Origin of the sequence: Bradyrhizobium sp. USDA 326, assembly GCF_049739485.1 — a bacterium.
Classification (GTDB): Bacteria; Pseudomonadota; Alphaproteobacteria; order Rhizobiales; family Xanthobacteraceae; genus Bradyrhizobium.
On the sequence record NZ_JBMGQA010000001.1, the window covers coordinates 3,837,245 to 3,856,116 of the forward strand.

Below are 18,872 nucleotides of genomic sequence, written 5' to 3' on the forward strand. Positions count from 1 at the left end.
AAAATCGCACACAGCGGAGCCACAGAGTGAAACAAGAGATCGCCGAAGATCAGCGCAAGAGCGGCATTCTCACGGGCGCCGTGATCGCCTTCCTGCTCCTCGCCCTGCCGCTCGCGGTGTGGCTGGACCTGACCGAGCTGAGTAAGACGGCGCTACGCCGGCAGGCCATCGATCTCAACTCGGTGATCACGAGCGTGCGCAGCTACTACGCGACAAACGTGGTCGGACGGGTGCTGGCCAATCCCAACGGCACGACGAGGGTGGTGCACAATTACGAATCCATCCCCGGCGCGATCCCGATTCCGGCAACGCTGTCGCTCGAGCTCGGCCGGGTGATCGGCGCGCAGCAGGAGAACATCACCTACCGCTTCGTCTCCGACTTCCCGTTCCAGAACCGTGCCTCGCACCAGCTCGACAAGTTCGAGAAGGATGCGCTCGATGCGCTGCGGAAGGACCCCGAGCAGAAGATCGTGGAGACCGAGACCTCGCTGTTCAACGACAAGGTCCGCCTGGTCGCCCCCGTCACCATGGGGCCGGCCTGCGTGAGCTGCCACAACAGCCACCCCGAAAGCCCGAAGAAGGACTGGAAGGTGGGGGATGTCCGCGGCATCCAGGAGGTGATCATCGCCCAGCCGATCGCCGCCAACATCTTCTCGTTCAAGTTCCTGCTGGCCTATTTCGTCATCGCTGCCGGCAGCGGCCTGTCGTTCCTGTCGCTGCAGCGCCGCCAGGCGCGCCGCATCAAGGGCATGAACAAGGAGCTCGAATCCGCCAACGACTTCCTCGCCTCGCTCTCGATGAAGATCTCGCGCTACATCCCGCCCCAGGTCTACAAGAGCATCTTCTCCGGCCAGAAGGACGTCACCATCCACACCGAGCGCAAGAAGCTCACCATCTTCTTCTCCGACATCCAGAATTTCACTGCGACCGCCGAGCGGCTGCAGCCGGAGCAGCTGACGCAGCTCCTCAACGAATATTTCACGGAAATGTCGGCGATCGCCCACGAATATGGCGGCACCATCGACAAGTTCATCGGCGACGCCATGCTGATCTTCTTCGGCGACCCCGAGACCAGGGGCGACCGCGCCGATGCACAGGCCTGTCTGCAGATGGCCTGGCGCATGCAGCAGCGCCTTGCCGAGCTCAATGCGAAATGGCGCGCCTCCGGCATCGAGCAGCCGTTCCGCTCGCGCATGGGCATCAACTCGGGCTATTGCAACGTCGGCAATTTCGGCAGCGCCGACCGCATGGACTACACCATCATCGGTGCGGAGGCGAACCTCGCTGCGCGCCTGCAATCGATCGCCGAGCCTGGCGGCATCGTGCTGAGCTACGAGACCTTCGCACTCGTCAGCGATATCGTCCGCGCCCATGCGTTGCCGGCGATCACCATGAAGGGCATCAGCCGGGAAGTCATTCCCTATTCGGTGGACGCGCTGAGCGACGCGGCGGCGGAGAACAGCGGCATCATCACCGAGCGCGCACCGGGCCTGGAGCTCTATCTCGATCCCGCCGTGGTGAAGTCAGGCGATGCCGCACGCGTGCGCTCGCTGCTGGAGAACGCGCTGGCCTCGCTGAAGCCGGCGTGAGGGGGCCGACTTACGTAGCCGCTCTTCTCATGGAGAGAGCCCCGTGTGGCACCCCTCTTCCTAACCCTCCCCCGCAAGGGGGGAGGGAACGCACCTTTGCTCTGGCAAGAGTGGTTCTTATCGATTGCGGCAGTGCTGTGAGGCACAGCGCTGCGGTGCACTCCGCTGCGCTCCCTCCCCCCTTGCGGGGCAGGGCGGGAGGAGAGGGGTGGCTCAGCAAAAGGTGTCAGTAATGGGGGGGCAACTGCGCGACGTGAATCACCTCACCGCGCCGCGCCTTCCGTGAAGGCCGTCTCGATCACCTCGCCGAACGGCTGCCACGAGCGTCCGTCGAACTGGACGAGCCGCATCTGCCTGATCGGCAGATAGTTGCTGGGCGAGGTGTTCATCCTGATGTTGGGTAGGGCAACGGAGGGATTGACGTCCCTGAGCGAAGCCGCCTGCCGCATGATGTTGTCGCGCGAAAAATCGTCGCCGCATTGCTTCAGCACCTGCGTCAGCGCCTCGGCCGCGGCGTAGCCATAGAGTGCTGCGCTGTTGTTGGTGCTTTCGACCCGATGGTATTTGTCCATGAAGGCGAACCAGTCCTTCATGGCGGGATCGTCCTTCCAGGCGGGATCGCTCGGATCCTTCAGAAAGGCCGCCGAGATCACGCCTGCGGAGTTCTCGAGGCCCGCGGGCGCCATCGCATTGGCGATCGAGGCGGAGGCATCGTTGACGATGAAGACCGGATGCCAGTTGAAAGACGCCGCCAGCTTGATGACCTTGGATGCCGTCGACGGCACGCCGAGAAAGACGAAGATGTCGGCGCCCGCGCGTTTGAGAATCGAGACGTGCCCGTCGAGATGCTCGTCGGCAATGTCGAAGGCGATGTCGACGAGGACGTGACGGTTGAGATCGCCGAGGCCTTCCTGGATGCCCTTGTAGAGCATGCGCCCGAACTGGTCGTTCTGCCAGAGCACCACGATCTTCTTCTTGGGATAGTAGGCCTGGATGTAGTTGGCGTAGATGCGCCCTTCAGACCTGAACGACGGCTGCCAACCCATGGTCCAGGGAAACGCCCTGGCCTGGCTCAGCTCTTCGTCGCCGGACGCGACGAAGAGCTGCGGGATTCTCTTCTCGTTCAGATACCAGCGCGCGGCGAGATTGCCGGGTGTGCCGAACGAGCCGAACATCAGGTGCACATCCTCGGTCTCGACCAGATTGCGCGTCAGCTCCAGCGCAGTCGCCGGATCGGAATTGTCATCGCGCGTGATGAAGCGGATCCTGCGGCCGTTGATGCCGCCACGCGCATTGATCATGTCGAAATAGGCGGCCTCCGCCTGGCCGATGGCGCCGAACTCCGAGAGCGGTCCCGAATACGGCATGACATTGCCGATGCGGATTTCCTCGTTGCTTGCCGGTTGCTCGGCACGTTGCTGGGACATCGCCCCGAGCGAGGCGAAGGCGGCGATCAACACGAGCAGCAGTCTGCCGGGGACGCGCATGCGCGACATCCTGTCGTTGGCCCCACACCGAGGCCGCTTGGTCTAGGTCGAGCGTTTGTCAATCGTATGGCTTGCCGGCCCGCTGCAAGGCAGCGGGGCTGGCGGCCTCGAACGAAAGCGGCAGACGTGCTGACGCTCTGTTACAGCTGTGTGCCCGCAACCCGTCGCTACGGCAGCCCGCGCGCCTCGAGCTGACGCACCAGCAGCAGTGTCGGCTCGGCGAGGCTGTCGCCGGAGCCGTCGAGGCCGAAGGCGCTCGCGATACCTTCGCGGCTCCGCAGCAGCGCGCCGCGCGGGCAGTGGCCGGCGCCGCAGAGCGTCTTCTTCAGGGTTTCGCCCTGCGCCACGAGACCGGCGGAATCGTCCGCGGCCCAGGCCAGCACGATCGGCACATCGACATTGAGGATGCCGGGGAAGGCCGATCGGCTGTCGTACTGGGTGGGATCGGTGCCAAGATAGGCCTTCTCGCTGTCACTCGCGTCCTTGCCGACGCGGTAGATTCCGGACACCAGCACGACGCCGGCGACGTCGGCACCGTCGGTCTGCAGCTCGGGATGGGCCAGCAGGGTGGCGACATGGAAGGCGCCGGCGCCGTAGCCGACCGCGACGATTTCACGGGCATCGCCGTTGAAGAGGTCGATATTGCCGTGAACCCATGACAGGGCCGCCGCCACATCGGACGCGCCGGCGGGCCAGGTCGCCGAGGGCGCCAGGCGATAGTTGACGCGGACCCCGATCATCTCGTTGCGCGCGGCAAAGCACATGGCCTGGTCCTGGATCTGGCGCGACAGCTCCGGCGCCCCGCGGTCGCCGGTAAAGGTGTCGCCCGCCACGAACAGCAGCACAGGCCGCGGCGTATCCGCCTTGGTCGCACTGGTCGCGACATCGAGCACATTGGCTTCGCTCTCGCCATAGCGCAGACCGCGCGAGAAGGTGACCTGCTCGCACAGCCGGGCGGTGCCGCCGGCGGTGGTATCGTTGTCGGTCAGGCCCGCCTGGACGAGCCCGGTGGGCGGCGATACCCGCGCGGGCAAAATTCCGTGTGCGGAGGCCGCGGTCATGGTCAAAAGCAGGAAAAATGCCAGGTAATTCTTCATGGTGATGCCGGCCTCGCGGACTGATATTGGCTTGCCGATTTGGCCTGTCTTTTCAATTCGCCTCATTAGTTGGCTGATGTTGAGGCGAATTCACGGCACCTTCGCTCGGCAGGCAGCCGGGGTGGAACGGGCTATCGTCCGGCAAGAAACCCGATTGGACCGCAAGTTCGCGGGCCGCGCGACGATTGCGCGGCGCGGCCACTTTTATCCCCGTCCGTCAAGCCGTCGCCCGGCGCCACCAGCCGCGCACCGGACGTGGGTTCCTACTGTGCATGGGGTTGTTTTCGCATTTTGGTTGGGCCGGCCTGTCAGACCCGCTTCATCGTCCGGAAAGTGATGGAGTAGCGGCGCGCCTCGACCGGCGAAATGCTGTGCTCCCATTGCGATCGCGCCTCGCCGTCCATCATGTAGAGCGAGCGCGGCATGGCCTCGAGCGTGTGGCGTTCCCATTTTTCCCCGTTGCGGCGGCGGAAGCGGAATTTGCAGGGCGAGCCGAGCGACAGGCCCAGGACCTTGTCGAAGTGCGGCTTGTCGCGGTGCCAGCCGATGCCGAGGCCGATCTCATATTCAGTGCACAGCACCTGCCGAACGCTGCCCTTCGGCAGGTGCGCCCATGCCTCGACTTGCCGCGCGACGGGCAGCAGCCAGTTCGGGATCGGCTCCGCCTCGGCCAGACGTTGCAGCGCGTAGTCATAGCGATAGCCGAACGATGCCACGCGGCGGTTTCCCTCGAACGCGCCGAACTGAAAGCGCTGGAGCGGCAATGCTGCGATGCGGTCGATCAGGTCCTGCTCGACCGCGGCATCGATAAAGTTGTCCGTATAGCGAAGCCCGGCAGGGCCCGCTTCCGGTTCGGCGAACAAACCAAGCTGCGTCATGCCTCGCATTTCCGTGATGGAACCTCGTGGCGGCTGATGCGACTTATCTATGACGCGGGAAGAAACGTGCGAGGCTGTCATGGCAGAGAAGCATACCGCCGATCCGGTCGAGATCATGCGGGCGACCGGTCATCCTGAGCTTGAATATGCCGCGGGCTGGACCATCGCCGGTCTCGTCACCATCGGCACGATCGTCGCCGCCTGGGTGTTCGCGATCTGAGGCATGATCCGGAAAAGTGGGAAGCGGTTTTCCCGATAGATCATGCCCAAACAAGAACCTGTGGGGCAATGGTGCATCGCGCCTCAGGCCACAGGGAATTGGAGCTCGAAGGCGACGCCGCCGTCGGTCGGCTTGAACCTGATCGAACCGCCATGGCTTGCCATCACCGCCCGCGCGATCGCTAGCCCCACACGCCCTGTCAGCGAGATGCGCCGGCACCATCAGCGCCTTCTCGCCGAAGCGTGGCTGGAAAGAGGCTTCCTGGCCGGGCAGGCGCGAGCCGTCTCACTCACTGGAGGTGCGCTTGAGACCGCGCGTACCGCCCCCCGCGCGAAAGCGAGGGGCGGTTGAACGCCGTGCATCTGCGTATCATCGCGCTGGGTGCGGTCTATTCGGCCTGCTCCAGCGCCGCGGGCATTTTCGCCACGGACATCAGCGACCGCGCCACCTGATTGAGCAGGAGATCGGCGTTCTCCTCTTCCGCGAGCGACTTCGAAAGCAGCGCCACGATGGCGCTGTGGCGGAGCTGCTGCGCGAGGTTGCGTGCGGTGGTGTAGCCGGCCATCTCGTAGTGCTCGACGCGTTGAGCCGCTGAGATCAGCGCGAGGTCGGCGGCTGCGTCCTCCTTCTCCTCGCCTTCCTTCATGACCTCCTGGCCTTCCTCGATCAGGCCCATCATGCCCTTGCAGGGCTTGGCCCGCACATTCTCGCCGAGCAGCTCGAAGCATTCGTTGATACGCTCGACTTGGTTCTCCGTTTCGGCCAGATGCTGCTCGAACAATTCACGTAGCTGGTCATAGCGCGCGGCCTGGGCCATCTTGGGAAGCGCCTTGGTGAGCTGCTTCTCGGCATGGAGTATGTCGCGCAGCTCATGGAGCAGGAGATCTGTCAGGCCGGCCTCGTCGACAGGCGGCGAGCTCTCCGTGACGATCGACGGGGCTGCGCCGGGATCAGAAGACTGAAGCGCAGGCGAATCCGTGAACACCCAGTCCTCTCCTTCGTTCCAGGGACCGCGGGTGTCGATTTCGCCGTGGTCGCCACTGCCGGTGGAGTCATTGAAGTACTGGTTTACGAGGCCGGGCGTCGGCGCAATCCTGCCGACACTGAAGGCCGGCTTCGACAGGCTTTCGAGCGCCCGCGCGAACGCCTTCATGTGTGTGATCTCGCGCGTCATCAGGAACTGCAGCGCGTCCTTGCTGCCGGCGTCGTCGCAGAAATTGATCAGTCGTTCGTAGACGATCTTCGCACGCGCTTCGGCGGCGATGTTGCTGCGGAGATCGACGTCGAGCTCGCCGGTGATCTTGAGATAGTCGGCGGTCCAGGGATTGCCTTGCGAGTTGAACAGATTGACGCCGCCGCCGCCGGCGATCGCAATCAGCGGATCGGCCTCGGCCGCCTGGCGGTCGTTCTTCGAGGGCGCGAGATGCATCCGGGCCAGGCAGCCGACGACCTCGAGATGGCTGAGCTCTTCGGTGCCGATATCCATCAACAGGTCCTTGCGGTCGGGATCCTCGCAATTCAGCCCCTGAATCGAATATTGCATCGCAGCCGCAAGTTCCCCGTTGGCGCCGCCAAACTGCTCGAGGAGCATATTGCCGAAGCGTGGATCGGGTTCGTCGACGCGCACGGTGAACATCAGCTTCTTGACGTGGTGATACATGGGATGGCTCGCGCTCTGAGGGAAACTACGCGCGACAACGAGCCCTTGGAATGTTCGTTCCTAGTCATCCCGAAATTCGGATTTCACTCCAAATCGGGTTCGGCGGGAGCGAAGAGGCGCCGGTCCAGACCCAAAAACCTTCACCAGGATCGTGCGGGACAATCACGAGAGCAGCCGGCCCGGTAACCAGAACCGCGACGGAGCCATGGGCTTCCGCCGCCTCCCCGCGTCTGTGACCATTTCGTACGAGGTTGACGGGCCCCGCGATCTTCATCACGCATTGTGCTTCGAATGCAGGTGCGATATGGCTCTCGCGCTTTCCAGAGGCGGAGACGAGCTTTGTCGAAACAATCCCTGCGCGAGGAGGCCGAACGCCTGATCCGCGAATCGATGGAAAAGAAGACCGTCGTCGTCAAGCAGGGCACGACCCGCATCGAGGCGGTCTGCGGCAAGTGCGGCGCCCCGAACCGGGTTCAGGCGGAGAAGGGCCAAACCCGCGTCAAGTTCGCGTGCAAGCAGTGTGGGCATAAGCAAGAGACGTTGTAGCCGGGCCCCCTGGTCCTCACCCTGCTGTCGCGCTCCAGCTGCTCACCACGATCAGTCTCGTTCCACGAACTTCTTGAACGCATCCGCATAGTCCGGGTGCCAGCGCGACAGCGGCGGGCGGTTCTCGACGATGTCGCCGGCGGCCCAGAGAATACGCTTCTCGTCGAGGGCGCGGGGCACGTCATTGTCCGGGCAGAGGATGTAGAAATCGCCGACCTCCAGCCGTGTCAGCATGAAATCCACGGTCTGTTCCGGCGTCCAGGCGCCGGCCGGCTTCTCGGTGCGTCCCTTCGCGGTAAGGTCGGTGAAGACGAAGCCCGGGATCAACAGATGTGCCGTGACCCGACAGTCCTTGGTGTTGCGCAGCTCGTGTTGGAGCGCCTCGGTGAATGCCTTCACGCCGGACTTCGAGACATTGTAGGCGGGGTCGCCCGGCGGCGTGGTGATGCCCTGCTTGGAACCGGTGTTGATGATCAGGCCTGGTTTGCCGCGCGCGACCATGCCGGGCGCGAAGATTCGCGAGCCGTTGATGATGCCCCACATGTTGACGCCGATGATGCGCTGCCAATTGTCGGGTTCGCCGAACAATGTGCTTCCGGGCTGGATGCCGGCATTGTTCATGAGGATGTCGGTGCCGCCAAACCGCTGGCCTACTGCGCGCTCCAGTTCCGTGACGCTCTCGACCTTGCTGACATCCACGGCCAAGGTCATCACGTTTGTGGCAGCCGTGATGGATGACAATCTTGTTGCAGCCTCTGCCAACCGTGTCACGTCGACATCCGCGACGCACACCTTCATTCCGGCGCGCGCGAAGGCGGTGGCGGCGGCGAGTCCAATGCCGGACGCGCCGCCTGTGATCACGGCAACATTGTCTCTGACGATTGCGGGATGTGGCATGGATCGTCTCCGTGAAGGGGTCTCAGTCGAGCTATAACATGGCAGCAGTCGGACCCTGCACAAGTCGGCATGGGAGGTCTTTGTTTTGCGCTGCCTTTACGCCTAACGGCCACAGCTGTATCCTCGATCGAACGATCCCGCCCAGATCGAGCAATCAATCACTGACAGGGAGTACAGCCATGGCTGTGTCGCAGGCTATTCCGATCACGCGCCATCCGTTTGCAAACGGGTCCTACAAGCAGATGCTGATCGATGGGAAGTGGGTCGATGCAGCCTCAGGCAAGCGCTTCGAGACCCGCAATCCCGCCACAGGCGAGCTGCTTGCAACCGTTGCCGAAGGCGACAAGGAAGACATCGATCGTGCGGTTGCCGCCGCTCGCCGCGCCTTCGAAGGCCCCTGGAGCAAGGTCAAGCCGTTCGAGCGGCAGAACCTTCTCTTGAAGCTCGCTGACCTCGTCGAGAAGAATTTCGACGAATTGTCGCAGCTCGATACGCTCGACATGGGCGCGCCGCTCAGCCGCACCCGCGCCTATCGCCTGCGCGCCGTCGGCATGCTGCGCTATTACGCCGGCCAGACCACGGCGATCCACGGCGAGACCATCGAGAACTCGCTGCCCGGCGAGATCTTCTCCTACACGCTGAAGGAGCCGATTGGCGTCGTCGGCGCCATTATTCCCTGGAACGGCCCGCTCACCGCGACGATCTGGAAGATTGGCCCCGCGATCGCGACCGGCTGCACCGTGGTGCTCAAGCCTGCGGAAGAAGCGCCGCTGACCTCGCTGCGCATCGCTGAGCTGGCGATGGAAGCGGGCGTGCCGCCCGGCGTCATCAACGTCGTGCCCGGCTATGGCGAGACGGCTGGCGCCGCGCTCGCCTCGCATCACGACGTCGACAAGGTCGCCTTCACCGGATCGCATGTCACGGGTCAGTCGATCATCCGAGCCTCCGCCGGCAACCTCAAGCGCGTCTCGCTTGAGCTCGGCGGCAAGTCGCCGGACATCGTGTTCGCGGATGCCGATCTCGACGCAGCCGTGCCGGGCGCGGCGATGGCGGTGTTCGCCAATTCCGGCCAGATCTGCAGCGCCGGAACGCGCCTGTTCGTCGAGCAGTCGATCTATGAGGAGTTCGTCGGCCGCGTCGCCGAGTTCGGCAAGAAGCTGCAGGTCGGCAACGGCCTCGATCCCAACGTGCAGATCGGACCGCTTGTCTCCGAACAGCAACTCGAGCGCGTCACCGGCTATCTCGACATCGGCCAGAAGGAAGGCGCAAGGGCGCTTGCCGGCGGCGGGCGCGTCACGGAAGGCGCGCTGTCGAAGGGCTTCTTCGTCTCACCGACGGTGTTCGCGGGCGTTGAGGACAACATGCGCATCGCGCAGGAGGAGATTTTTGGTCCCGTCATCTCCGCGATCGCGTTCAAGGACATGGATGAGCTGGTCAAGCGCGCCAACGCCACCACGTTCGGCCTCGGCTCCGGCTTGTGGACGCGCGATGTCAGCAAGGCTCATGCGGTCGCGAAGAGCCTGCGTGCCGGCTCGGTTTGGGTGAACTGCTACCAGGCGATGGACCCGGCCGTGCCGTTTGGCGGCTACAAGATGAGCGGCTACGGCCGCGAATCCGGCAAGCAGCACGTCGAAGAATATCTCAACGTGAAGGCCGTCTGGATCAAGACGGCGTAGAGTGCTCCGTCGCGTTCCGTCAGAGAGAATATCTGCCTGGGGCGGCGCCTTTTCCGGTGCCGCCCCTCGCTATATGATCCGCATCCTTTCATAGATATCCGGGGACCCCATGAAATTCGAAGCGTTGTTTAGGCCGTTGCAGGTCGGTCCGTACAAGCTTGCGCATCGCGTCGCCATGGCGCCGCTGACGCGCATGCGCGCCGAGCGCGAGAGCTTTTCGCCGCGGCCGCTCAACGCCGAATATTACGGTCAGCGCGCGACGAAAGGCGGCCTGATCATCGCCGAAGCCTCGCCGGTGCTCTCGCACGGCCGCGGCAACCCGGCGACGCCCGGCATCTATTCGGAGGCGCAGATCGCAGGCTGGCGTAAGGTGACGGATGCCGTGCACGCCAAGGGCGGCATCATCTTCCTCCAGCTCTGGCATGTCGGCCGCGTCTCGCATTCCTCCTTCCACGGCGGCCAGCTGCCGGTCTCGGCCTCGGCGATCCCGATCGAGGCCCAGGGCATGAGGGCGATGACCGCCGACGGCAAGATCGCCGACTACGAGACGCCCCGCGCGCTGGAGACCGAGGAGGTCAAGGGCATTGTCGAAGCATTCAGGCAGGGCGCGAAGAACGCGCTTGCCGCGGGCTTCGACGGTGTCGAGATCCACGGCGCCAACGGCTATCTGCTCGAGCAGTTCCTGCAGTCGCGGAGCAATCAGCGCACGGACCAATATGGCGGCTCGATCGAGAACCGCGCGCGGCTGCTGCTCGAGGTGACCCAGGCCGCGATCGACGTCTGGGGCGCCAATCGCGTCGGCGTGCGGCTGTCGCCCTACGGCATCGCCAATGATTCCGGCGAGCCCGATCCGATGCCGCTCTATACGCATGTCGTGAAGGCGCTCAAGAAGCTGGGCCTGGCGTACCTGCATTTCATCGAACCGCGCTCGAGCGGCTCCGGCCGCGCCGAGGTCAACTGGCAGAACGTTCCGTCGGCGATGGTGCTGTTCCGTCCGCTCTACAGCGGCGTGCTGATGACCGCCGGCGGCTTCACCGGGGAGACCGCGAATGCGGCGATCGCCGAGGGACATGCGGATATCATCGCCTTCGGCCGCATCTTCATCTCCAATCCCGATCTGCCGCGCCGTCTCGAGCACGACTACCCGATCACGCCGTATAATCGCGCGACGTTCTACGGCGGCGAGGAAAAGGGGTATACGGACTATCCGGTGTATGACGCGCTGACGCCGGCGTAGCTTGCTCCGTCATTCCGGTGCGATGCGGAGCATCGAACTATCGTGCGCAAATTGCGCACCGGAGAATCTCGAGATCCCGGGTCTGGTGCTTCGCACCATCCCGGAATGACGGCGAGGAAAATACAAATGGCCAAGGCCGCAGCCGCCGCAGGGATAGCCACCGGCCAATGCCTCTGCGGCAAGGTCACCTTCGAGATCGACGTTCCCGCGCGCTGGGCCTGGCACGATCACTCCGCCGCCAGCCGCCGTGCCCATGGCGCGGCTTACGCCACCTATGTCGGAAGCTGGAAGAAGCGGTTTCGCATCACGTCGGGCAAGACCGCGCTGACCCGCTACGAGGACAAGGCCACGAAGACCGTGCGCAGCTTCTGCTCGCATTGCGGTACGCCGATCATGTACGAACGTCCGCGTGGCCCGCACATGGTCAACATCCCGCGTGCGCTGTTCACAGAGCGCACCGGCCGCCAGCCGCTCTATCACATCGCGATCGAGGAGCTGCAGGAATGGGCCTATACCGGCGAGCCGCTGGTGCCGCTGAAGGGGTTTCCGGGCGTGGTGTGGCAGCGCTCGAAAAAGAGGAAGCGCGCGGGCGGCGAGGATCCGTTCGAGCTCGGCCGGGAGGAGATGTAGCGCGGGCCGCGCACTCACCTCTCGTGCCCCGGACGCAGCGCAGCGCCTATTCGACGGTGCGCTGCTGAGCCGGGGCCCATGCATCGGCAACCTCGCTAAAGGTGGGTCCCGGCTCTGCGCCGCAATGTTGCACGTTGCGTCGCGTCCGGGACACGAGAGCGTAGTTTGCCGCGCCCACGCAACGCAGCCATGACAGCGCTTCCTTGCGTGCCTCCCAAGACTTCGGCCATCATGCTTTCAGTCCTTGCGGCAATGTCCGCTCCTGGAGGAAACATGAAGAACAAGATCACCGGCCGCTCCGCCTTTCTTGCGCTGCTCAAGGACGAAGGCATCACGCATCTGTTCGGCAACCCTGGTACCACCGAGCTGCCGATCATGCATGCGCTGAAGGAGCATCCCGACCTCACTTATGTGATGGCGATGCAGGAGAGCCTGGTGATCGCGATCGCCGACGGCTATAGCCGCGCTTCGGGCAAGCTCGTCGCCTGCAACGTCCATGTCGCGCCGGGCCTCGGCAATGCCATGGGCTCGCTCTACAACGCCCAGTTCACGGGCACGCCGATGATCCTCACGGCCGGCCAGCAGGAGCAGGGCCACGGCCTGATGGAGCCGGTGCTTTATGGACCGCTGGTGCGGATGGCCGAGCCGCTGGTGAAATGGGCGGTCGAGGTGACGCGGCTGGAGGATCTGCCGCGCATCGTGCGCCGCGCCGCCAAGGTCGCGACGACGCCGCCGACCGGACCGGTCTTCATCTCGCTGCCCGGCGACATCCTGAACAGCGAGGCCGGCATCGATCTCGGCCGCTCCACCCGCATCGATGCGCGGACAAGACCATCCGATGAAGCGTTGAAGGCTCTTGCGGCCCGTCTGCTCAAGGCCGAACGCCCGGTGATCGTCACCATGGACGAGGTGGTCAAGAGCGATGCGTTGCAGGAGGCCGCCGAGTTCGCCGAGCTGCTCGGCGCTGCCGCCTATCAATCCTCCACGCCCTATGGCTCGCATTTCCTCTCGGAGAGCCCGAGTTTCGTCGGCTCGCTCGCGCGCGTGCAGAAGGTCGCGCGCGACACGCTGGCGCCTTACGATCTCCTGATTGCGCTCGGTGGCGATCCCCTGCGGATGTCGGTGTTTAGCGAGGTCGATGCGCTGCCGGATGGTCTCGGCATCGTGCAGGTTGGCCTCGTGGACTGGGAGATCGCCAAGAATTACGGCGCCGAGATCGCGCTGAAGGCGGATCTGAAGGAAACGCTGCGCGCGCTGATCCCGATGCTGAAGGAGATGGGTGGCGAGGCATTGGCGCAACGCGCCAGGCGGCGCCTTGCCGAGCTCGCGCCGAAGAACTGGACCGCGCGTCGTGCCGAGCTGGTCGAGCAGATCGGCAAGAGCGCTGGCCGCGCGCCGATCGATCCGGATTTTCTGGTGCTGCAAATGGTCGAGGCGATGCCTGACAATGCCATCCTGGTCGACGAAGGCCTCACCTCCAGCCGCCAGATCACGGCGCTGCGGCCGCATCGCGATCGCCATGGCTACCACGGCCTCGCCTCCGGCGGCATCGGCTGGGGCCTGCCGGCGTCGGTTGGCGCCAGCATCGCCAATCCGGGCCGGCCCGTGGTGTGCTTCTCCGGCGACGGCAGCGCGATGTACTCGATCCAGTCGCTGTGGACGGCGGCGCATCACAAGCTGCCGCTCAACGTCGTCATCGCCAACAATGGCGGCTACCGCATCATCAAGCAGCGCCTGCTCGCCTTCCATGGCGACGACAATTACGTCGGCATGGATTTCGTCGATCCGCCCGTGGATTTCGCCGGCGTCGCCAAGGCGCTCGGCTGTGAGGCGATCAAGGTCAGCGATGCCAGCGAGCTGAAGGCGACGCTGACCTCGGCGTTCGGCCGGCCGGGGACCAAGCTGATCGAGGTGATGGTGGACGGAAAGGTGTAGGGGCGGGATGTCGTATCGTCATTGCGAGGAGCGTAGCGACGAAGCAATCCAGACTGTCTTTGCGGATGCATCTCTGGATTGCTTCGCTTCGCTCGCAATGACGAGGAGGCGGCAACCTACCCCTTTTTCCCCACGCGATACCCCGCGGCAGGATGCGGCGCGTCGAGCCGCGCGCGGTCCTGGCCGAACAGCTTCTCCCGCAGCGTGCCCTTCGCATACTCGCTCTTGTATCGCCCGCGCCGGGTCAGCTCCGGCACCAGCATGTCGGCGATGTCCTCGAAATCACCGGGCGAGATCGCGAACGCGACGTTGAGCCCGTCGACGTCGGTCGCCTCGAACCACTCTTCGATCTTGTCGGCGACCATCTCCGGCGTGCCGACCACGACCGGGCCGGCGCCGCCGATGCCGACATGCTCGATGACGTCGCGGACGGTCCAGACCCGGTCGGGATCGGCGCGAGTGACGTTGTCCATGGCGCTGCGGCCGGCATCGTTCTGGACGTGCCGCACCTGCTGGTCGAGGTCGTAGCCGGAGAAGTCGACGCCGGTCCATCCCGACATCAGCGCCAGCGCGCCCTCGGGGCTGATGTGGCGGCGATAGGCGTCGTACTTTTCTTTCGCTTCGGCTTCGGTCCGGCCGAGGATGATCGTCATCATCGAGAACATCAGGATCTCGGCCGGGTTGCGGCCGAGCGCGGCGGCCTCCTGGCGGATCGCGGAGACGCGTGGCGCGATCACCTTGGCGGACGGTCCCGACATGAACACGCATTCGGCATGGCGGGCCGCGAATTGCCGGCCGCGCGGCGACGTGCCGGCCTGGTACAGCACGGGCGTGCGCTGGGGCGACGGCTCGCTGAGGTGAATGGTGTTGTTGATACGATAGTTCGCGCCTTCATGATTGACGCGATGAACTTTTGTGGGATCGGTGAAGATGCCGCGCTTGCGGTCGCGCAGCACGGCGTCGTCCTCCCAGCTGCCTTCCCAGAGCTTGTAGACCACCTCCATATATTCGTCGGCGATGTCGTAGCGGTCGTCATGTCCGGTCTGCTTGTCCTTGCCGGCGCCGCGCGCGGCGCTGTCGAGATAGCCGGTGACGACATTCCAGCCGATTCGCCCCTCGGTGAGATGGTCCAGCGTCGACATCCGCCGTGCGAACGGGTAGGGCGGCTCGAAAGACAGATTGCTGGTGACGCCGAAACCGAGATTTTGCGTCACCCCTGCCATCGCCGACAGCAGCAGCAGCGGCTCATTCGATGGCGTCTGTGCTGCATTGCGCAAGGCTGCGTCAGGGCTGTTGCCATAGACGTCGTAGACCCCGAGCACGTCGGCCAGGAACAGCCCGTCGAAGCGGCCCCGTTCCAGGGTTCGGGCGAGATCGATCCAGTAGGGCAGGCGGTTATAGTCGGCCGTGCGGTCGCGCGGATGGGTCCACAGGCCCGGCGACTGGTGTGCGACGCAATTCATCGCAAAGGCGTTGAGCCTGATCTCTTTGGCCATGCTTGTCCCCTCGGCGCCCTGTACTGAGCGCTCTTCGAATGATAGATGTGCGCCCCAACTTGGCGAAGTTCTTGCATATGTTTGGGTATTGGCAAGGTCAAATCAGCGATGCCGCGCCTGGCAAGCCGATCTCAAGCAAGCAGGAACGAAATCCCAAGAGAATTACAAGAGAAACTCCAAGAAACTCTCCTAGCCCCCTGCCACTTTCGATGGCCTACGTAGCCCGCTACGTTCGCCCGCGTCGAAACCTTGAAAACGAAAGCAATGACCAGAGCCGACGCCATCGCCCGCGCCCGGGACGACTTCAAATCCGGCGCGTTCCTCGCCGAGCTCGACCGCCGCGTCGCGTATCGGACCGAAAGCCAGAATCCGTCGCGCGGCACCGAGCTGCGCGCCTATCTGGAGCAGGAGATGCAGCCGGCCTTCGCCGCGCTCGATTTTTCCAGCCGCATCGTCGAATCCCCGAGCGGCAAGGCGCCATTCCTGTTGGCTGAACATCACGAGAGCACGTCGGCGCCGACCGTGCTGATCTACGGCCATGGTGACGTCGTCGACGGCATGGAGGGCGAGTGGCGCGAGGGACGCGATCCCTGGCGCACGGCGGTTGCGGGGACACGCCTCTACGGCCGCGGCACCGCGGACAACAAGGGTCAGCACAGCATCAATATGGCGGCACTCCGCGCGGTGCGCGAGGCTCGCGGCGGCAAGCTCGGCTTCAACGCGAAATTCATCATCGAGATGGGCGAGGAGATCGGCTCGCCCGATCTCGGCAAGGTCTGCGATCTCAATCGCGACACGCTCAAGGCCGACCTGTTCATGGCTTCCGACGGGCCGCGCCTGTCCGCCGAACGGCCGACGCTCTTTCTCGGCTGCCGTGGCGGCCTCCGCATTCATCTCGACGTGAATCTGCGCGACGGCGGCCACCATTCCGGCAACTGGGGCGGCGTGCTCGCCAACCCCGCGACCATCCTGGTCAACGCGATCTCGACCCTGGTCGACGGCCACGGCCGTCTCCTGCTCGATGCCTTGAAGCCGCCGCGGCTCACCAACCAGATCCGCAGCTATCTCGCCGACGTACAGGTGGTGCCGACCGCGGACGAGCCGGCGCTCGCGGAAAACTGGGGCGAGGAGGGGCTGTCGGCGGCCGAGCGGCTCTATGCCTGGAACACGCTCGAAGTGCTGGCGATGTCGTCGGGCAATATCGAGAAGCCGGCGAACGCCATTCCCGGCCATGCCAATGCCGTGCTGCAACTGCGTTTCGTGGTCGGCACCAAGATTGACGGACTGATCGAGGTGATCCGCGCGCATCTGGTCGAGAAGGGTTTTCCCATGGTCGAGGTCCGCGCGGCGCAGAGCTTTGCCGCCTCGCGCACCGATTTCGACAGCCCCTGGATCAGATGGGTGGCGGATTCGGTCAAGGAGACCACGGGCAAGGCGCCGGCAGTGCTGCCGAATTTCGGCGGCTCGCTGCCCAATGATGTGTTCTCCGAGATCCTGGGCCTGCCGACGATCTGGGTGCCGCACTCCTATCCCGGCTGCTCCCAGCATGCGCCCAATGAGCACATCCTGCTGCCACTGACCGAGGAGGCCTTGACGGTGATGGCCGGGCTGTTCTGGGATCTCGGGGAATTGCCAGGACCACTGACATGACCACTGACAAGCCTGTTAACCTGAGCCTTCGATCCAGCCGAAAGTCACATTCTAATCCGGCCCGATTTGTGCTTGCATCCGGCCGCATCATCCTGAAAGGGGAAGAAGAAAGTGAAACATTTCCGTAGCATCGGGCTCGCGCTCGCCGCGACCTTCGTCGTCAGCCAGGCCGGGGCCCAGGAGCTGACCGGCACGCTGAAGAACATCAAGGACACCGGCGCCATCACGCTCGGCTTCCGCGACTCCTCGATCCCATTCTCCTATCTCGACGACAACCAGAAGCCCGTCGGGTTTGCGATGGACATCTGCTACAAGATCGTCGACGCCGTGAAGAAGGAGCTCAAGCTCGACAAGCTCGAGGTCAAGCTCAACCCGGTGACTTCGGCGACGCGTATCCCGCTGATGGCCAACGGCACCATCGACCTCGAATGTGGCTCGACCACCAACAATGCCGAGCGCCAGAAGCAGGTCGCCTTCACCAACACCCACTACCTGACAGCCAGCCGCTATGTCTTCAAGAAGTCGAGCGGCCTGAAGTCGATCGACGATCTCAAGGGCAAGACCGTCGTCTCGACCGCCGGCACCACCAACATCAAGCAGCTCACCGAAGCCAACGCCGCGAAGGGTCTCGGCGCCAACATCATTCCGGCCAAGGACCACGCCGAAGCCTTCCTCATGGTCGAGACCGATCGCGCGGTCGCCTTCGTCATGGACGACATCCTGCTGGCGAGCCTCGTCGCCGGCTCGAAGAACCCGGACGACTACGTCATCTCCAAGGATGCGTTTTCCAAGCCCGAGCCCTACGGCATCATGCTGCGTAAGGACGACCCCGCCTTCAAGAAGGTGGTCGATGCGGCGACGGCGGCACTTTATACGTCCGGCGAAGCCCAGAAGATCTACGACAAGTGGTTCACCCAGAAGATCCCGCCGAAGGGCCTGAACCTCAACACGCCGATCTCGGCCGAGCTGAAGAACGAGTTCGCCAAGCCGACGGACTCGCCGAACCCGGACGACTACAAGTAAGATTAAACCTCGATCTTTCGATCGGGACCATGTCCGGCCACTCTTGACACTGGGGTGGCCGGACATTTGCATAGGCGCTCAGGATATCCATGACTGGCGCGTTCGCGCGGGGGACACGTGAACTACAACTGGAACTGGGGAATCTTTTTCCAGCCGAACCCGATGGGGACCGGCACCTATCTCGACATGCTGCTGTCGGGCCTGGTGCTGACCCTCAAGACCGCGGCGCTGGCCTGGGTGATCGCGCTGATCACCGGCTCGATCGTCGGTGTGATGCGCACACTGCCGTCGAAGGGGGCGAACTGGTTCGGCTTTGCCTATGTCGAATTCTTCCGCAACATGCCGCTGCTCGTGCAGCTCTTCCTGTGGTACTTCGTGCTGCCGGAACTGCTGCCAAAAGCTGCGGGCACCTGGCTGAAGCAGCTGCCGAACGCGCCGTTCTGGACGGCCGCGATCGGTATCGGCTTGTTCATGTCGGCCCGCGTCGCCGTGCAATTGCAGGCCGGCATCGGTTCACTGCCGCGCGGGCAGAAAATGGCCGCAACCGCGCTGGGCCTGACCACCGTGCAGGGCTATCGTTACGTGCTGCTGCCGATGGCGTTCCGCATCATCCTGCCACCGCTGACGTCCGAGTTTCTCAACACCATCAAGAACACCGCGGTCGCGATCACCATCGGCTTGCTCGAGCTGACCGGACAGGCGCGGTCGATGCAGGAATTCTCGTTCCAGGTGTTCGAGGCCTTCACGGCCGCGACCATTCTCTACCTCCTCGTCAACGCCGTCGTCGTGACCGCGATGCGCTTCCTCGAGCGCTGGGTCGCGATTCCCGGCTACATCACGGGGAAATAAGC

General features: G+C 64.2%; 16 protein-coding genes and 1 pseudogene. 10 read left to right on the top strand and 7 right to left on the bottom strand.

From position 1 onward, the window contains the following. Positions 1–26: 26 nt before the first annotated feature. Positions 27–1,589, top strand: a complete 1,563-nt coding sequence (locus ABIG06_RS18000) for an adenylate/guanylate cyclase domain-containing protein (protein ID WP_199752489.1) — start codon at positions 27–29, stop codon at positions 1,587–1,589. 263 nt (positions 1,590–1,852) lie between these two features. Here ABIG06_RS18000 and ABIG06_RS18005 read toward each other — a convergent pair whose 3' ends face one another. The 3 genes from ABIG06_RS18005 to ABIG06_RS18015 form a co-directional block, all read right to left on the bottom strand. Further along, the gene (locus ABIG06_RS18005; protein WP_370137957.1) at positions 1,853–3,076 is read right to left on the bottom strand and encodes an ABC transporter substrate-binding protein; all 1,224 of its coding nucleotides are present in this window, start codon (positions 3,074–3,076) and stop codon (positions 1,853–1,855) included. Between the two features lie 167 nt (positions 3,077–3,243). Further along, positions 3,244–4,173, bottom strand: a complete 930-nt coding sequence (locus ABIG06_RS18010; RefSeq protein WP_370137959.1) for an alpha/beta hydrolase — start codon at positions 4,171–4,173, stop codon at positions 3,244–3,246. A 308-nt stretch (positions 4,174–4,481) separates the two neighbouring features. Next, positions 4,482–5,051 (bottom strand): alpha-ketoglutarate-dependent dioxygenase AlkB, encoded by a 570-nt coding sequence (locus ABIG06_RS18015; protein WP_370137961.1) that lies wholly within the window; start codon positions 5,049–5,051, stop codon positions 4,482–4,484. Positions 5,052–5,130: 79 nt separating this feature from the next. Between ABIG06_RS18015 and ABIG06_RS18020 the strand changes: the two genes are divergently transcribed. Further along, positions 5,131–5,271: a hypothetical protein gene (locus tag ABIG06_RS18020; protein ID WP_165935896.1), complete on the top strand. Its 141-nt coding sequence runs from the start codon at positions 5,131–5,133 to the stop codon at positions 5,269–5,271. A gap of 83 nt (positions 5,272–5,354) precedes the next feature. On the opposite strand, the pseudogene ABIG06_RS18025 reads toward ABIG06_RS18020, so the two are convergent. Both ABIG06_RS18025 and ABIG06_RS18030 read right to left on the bottom strand, forming a co-directional pair. Then, a pseudogene (locus ABIG06_RS18025) lies at positions 5,355–5,462 on the bottom strand (two-component sensor histidine kinase); the annotation flags it as partial. 197 nt (positions 5,463–5,659) lie between these two features. Next, entirely contained in the window at positions 5,660–6,931 is a 1,272-nt protein-coding gene (locus ABIG06_RS18030) for a DUF892 family protein (protein WP_370137963.1), read from the bottom strand. Between the two features lie 339 nt (positions 6,932–7,270). Here ABIG06_RS18030 and ABIG06_RS18035 point away from each other — a divergent pair, with 339 nt between their 5' ends. Then, positions 7,271–7,477, top strand: a complete 207-nt coding sequence (locus tag ABIG06_RS18035; protein WP_124163105.1) for a hypothetical protein — start codon at positions 7,271–7,273, stop codon at positions 7,475–7,477. A gap of 51 nt (positions 7,478–7,528) precedes the next feature. Here the strand turns inward: ABIG06_RS18035 and ABIG06_RS18040 are convergent, their stop codons facing one another. Beyond that, a complete protein-coding gene (locus ABIG06_RS18040; protein WP_370137965.1) occupies positions 7,529–8,374 on the bottom strand; it encodes an SDR family NAD(P)-dependent oxidoreductase in 846 nt (281 codons plus the stop codon). A 179-nt stretch (positions 8,375–8,553) separates the two neighbouring features. On the opposite strand from ABIG06_RS18040, the gene ABIG06_RS18045 reads away from it, so the two are divergent. From ABIG06_RS18045 to ABIG06_RS18060, 4 genes are all read left to right on the top strand, one after another. After that, the gene (locus ABIG06_RS18045; protein ID WP_199752239.1) at positions 8,554–10,050 is read left to right on the top strand and encodes an aldehyde dehydrogenase family protein; all 1,497 of its coding nucleotides are present in this window, start codon (positions 8,554–8,556) and stop codon (positions 10,048–10,050) included. Between the two features lie 109 nt (positions 10,051–10,159). After that, positions 10,160–11,287, top strand: a complete 1,128-nt coding sequence (locus ABIG06_RS18050; protein WP_370137966.1) for an alkene reductase — start codon at positions 10,160–10,162, stop codon at positions 11,285–11,287. A 126-nt stretch (positions 11,288–11,413) separates the two neighbouring features. Beyond that, positions 11,414–11,917: a GFA family protein gene (locus ABIG06_RS18055; protein ID WP_370137967.1), complete on the top strand. Its 504-nt coding sequence runs from the start codon at positions 11,414–11,416 to the stop codon at positions 11,915–11,917. 273 nt (positions 11,918–12,190) lie between these two features. Beyond that, the gene (locus ABIG06_RS18060) at positions 12,191–13,852 is read left to right on the top strand and encodes a thiamine pyrophosphate-binding protein (protein WP_370137969.1); all 1,662 of its coding nucleotides are present in this window, start codon (positions 12,191–12,193) and stop codon (positions 13,850–13,852) included. A 116-nt stretch (positions 13,853–13,968) separates the two neighbouring features. Here ABIG06_RS18060 and ABIG06_RS18065 read toward each other — a convergent pair whose 3' ends face one another. Continuing rightward, positions 13,969–15,348, bottom strand: coding sequence for an LLM class flavin-dependent oxidoreductase (locus ABIG06_RS18065; RefSeq protein ID WP_370137971.1), 1,380 nt, complete (start codon positions 15,346–15,348; stop codon positions 13,969–13,971). 264 nt (positions 15,349–15,612) lie between these two features. On the opposite strand from ABIG06_RS18065, the gene ABIG06_RS18070 reads away from it, so the two are divergent. The 3 genes from ABIG06_RS18070 to ABIG06_RS18080 all read left to right on the top strand — a co-directional run bounded on the left by ABIG06_RS18070 (position 15,613) and on the right by ABIG06_RS18080 (position 18,870). Further along, positions 15,613–16,998, top strand: a complete 1,386-nt coding sequence (locus tag ABIG06_RS18070) for a M20 family metallopeptidase (protein WP_370137973.1) — start codon at positions 15,613–15,615, stop codon at positions 16,996–16,998. A gap of 111 nt (positions 16,999–17,109) precedes the next feature. Continuing rightward, positions 17,110–18,021, top strand: a complete 912-nt coding sequence (locus ABIG06_RS18075) for an amino acid ABC transporter substrate-binding protein (protein ID WP_124163097.1) — start codon at positions 17,110–17,112, stop codon at positions 18,019–18,021. A gap of 117 nt (positions 18,022–18,138) precedes the next feature. Then, on the top strand, positions 18,139–18,870 hold the full coding sequence (locus ABIG06_RS18080; RefSeq protein WP_124163096.1) for an amino acid ABC transporter permease: 732 nt from the start codon (positions 18,139–18,141) through the stop codon (positions 18,868–18,870). The last annotated feature ends 2 nt before the right edge of the window (positions 18,871–18,872 follow it).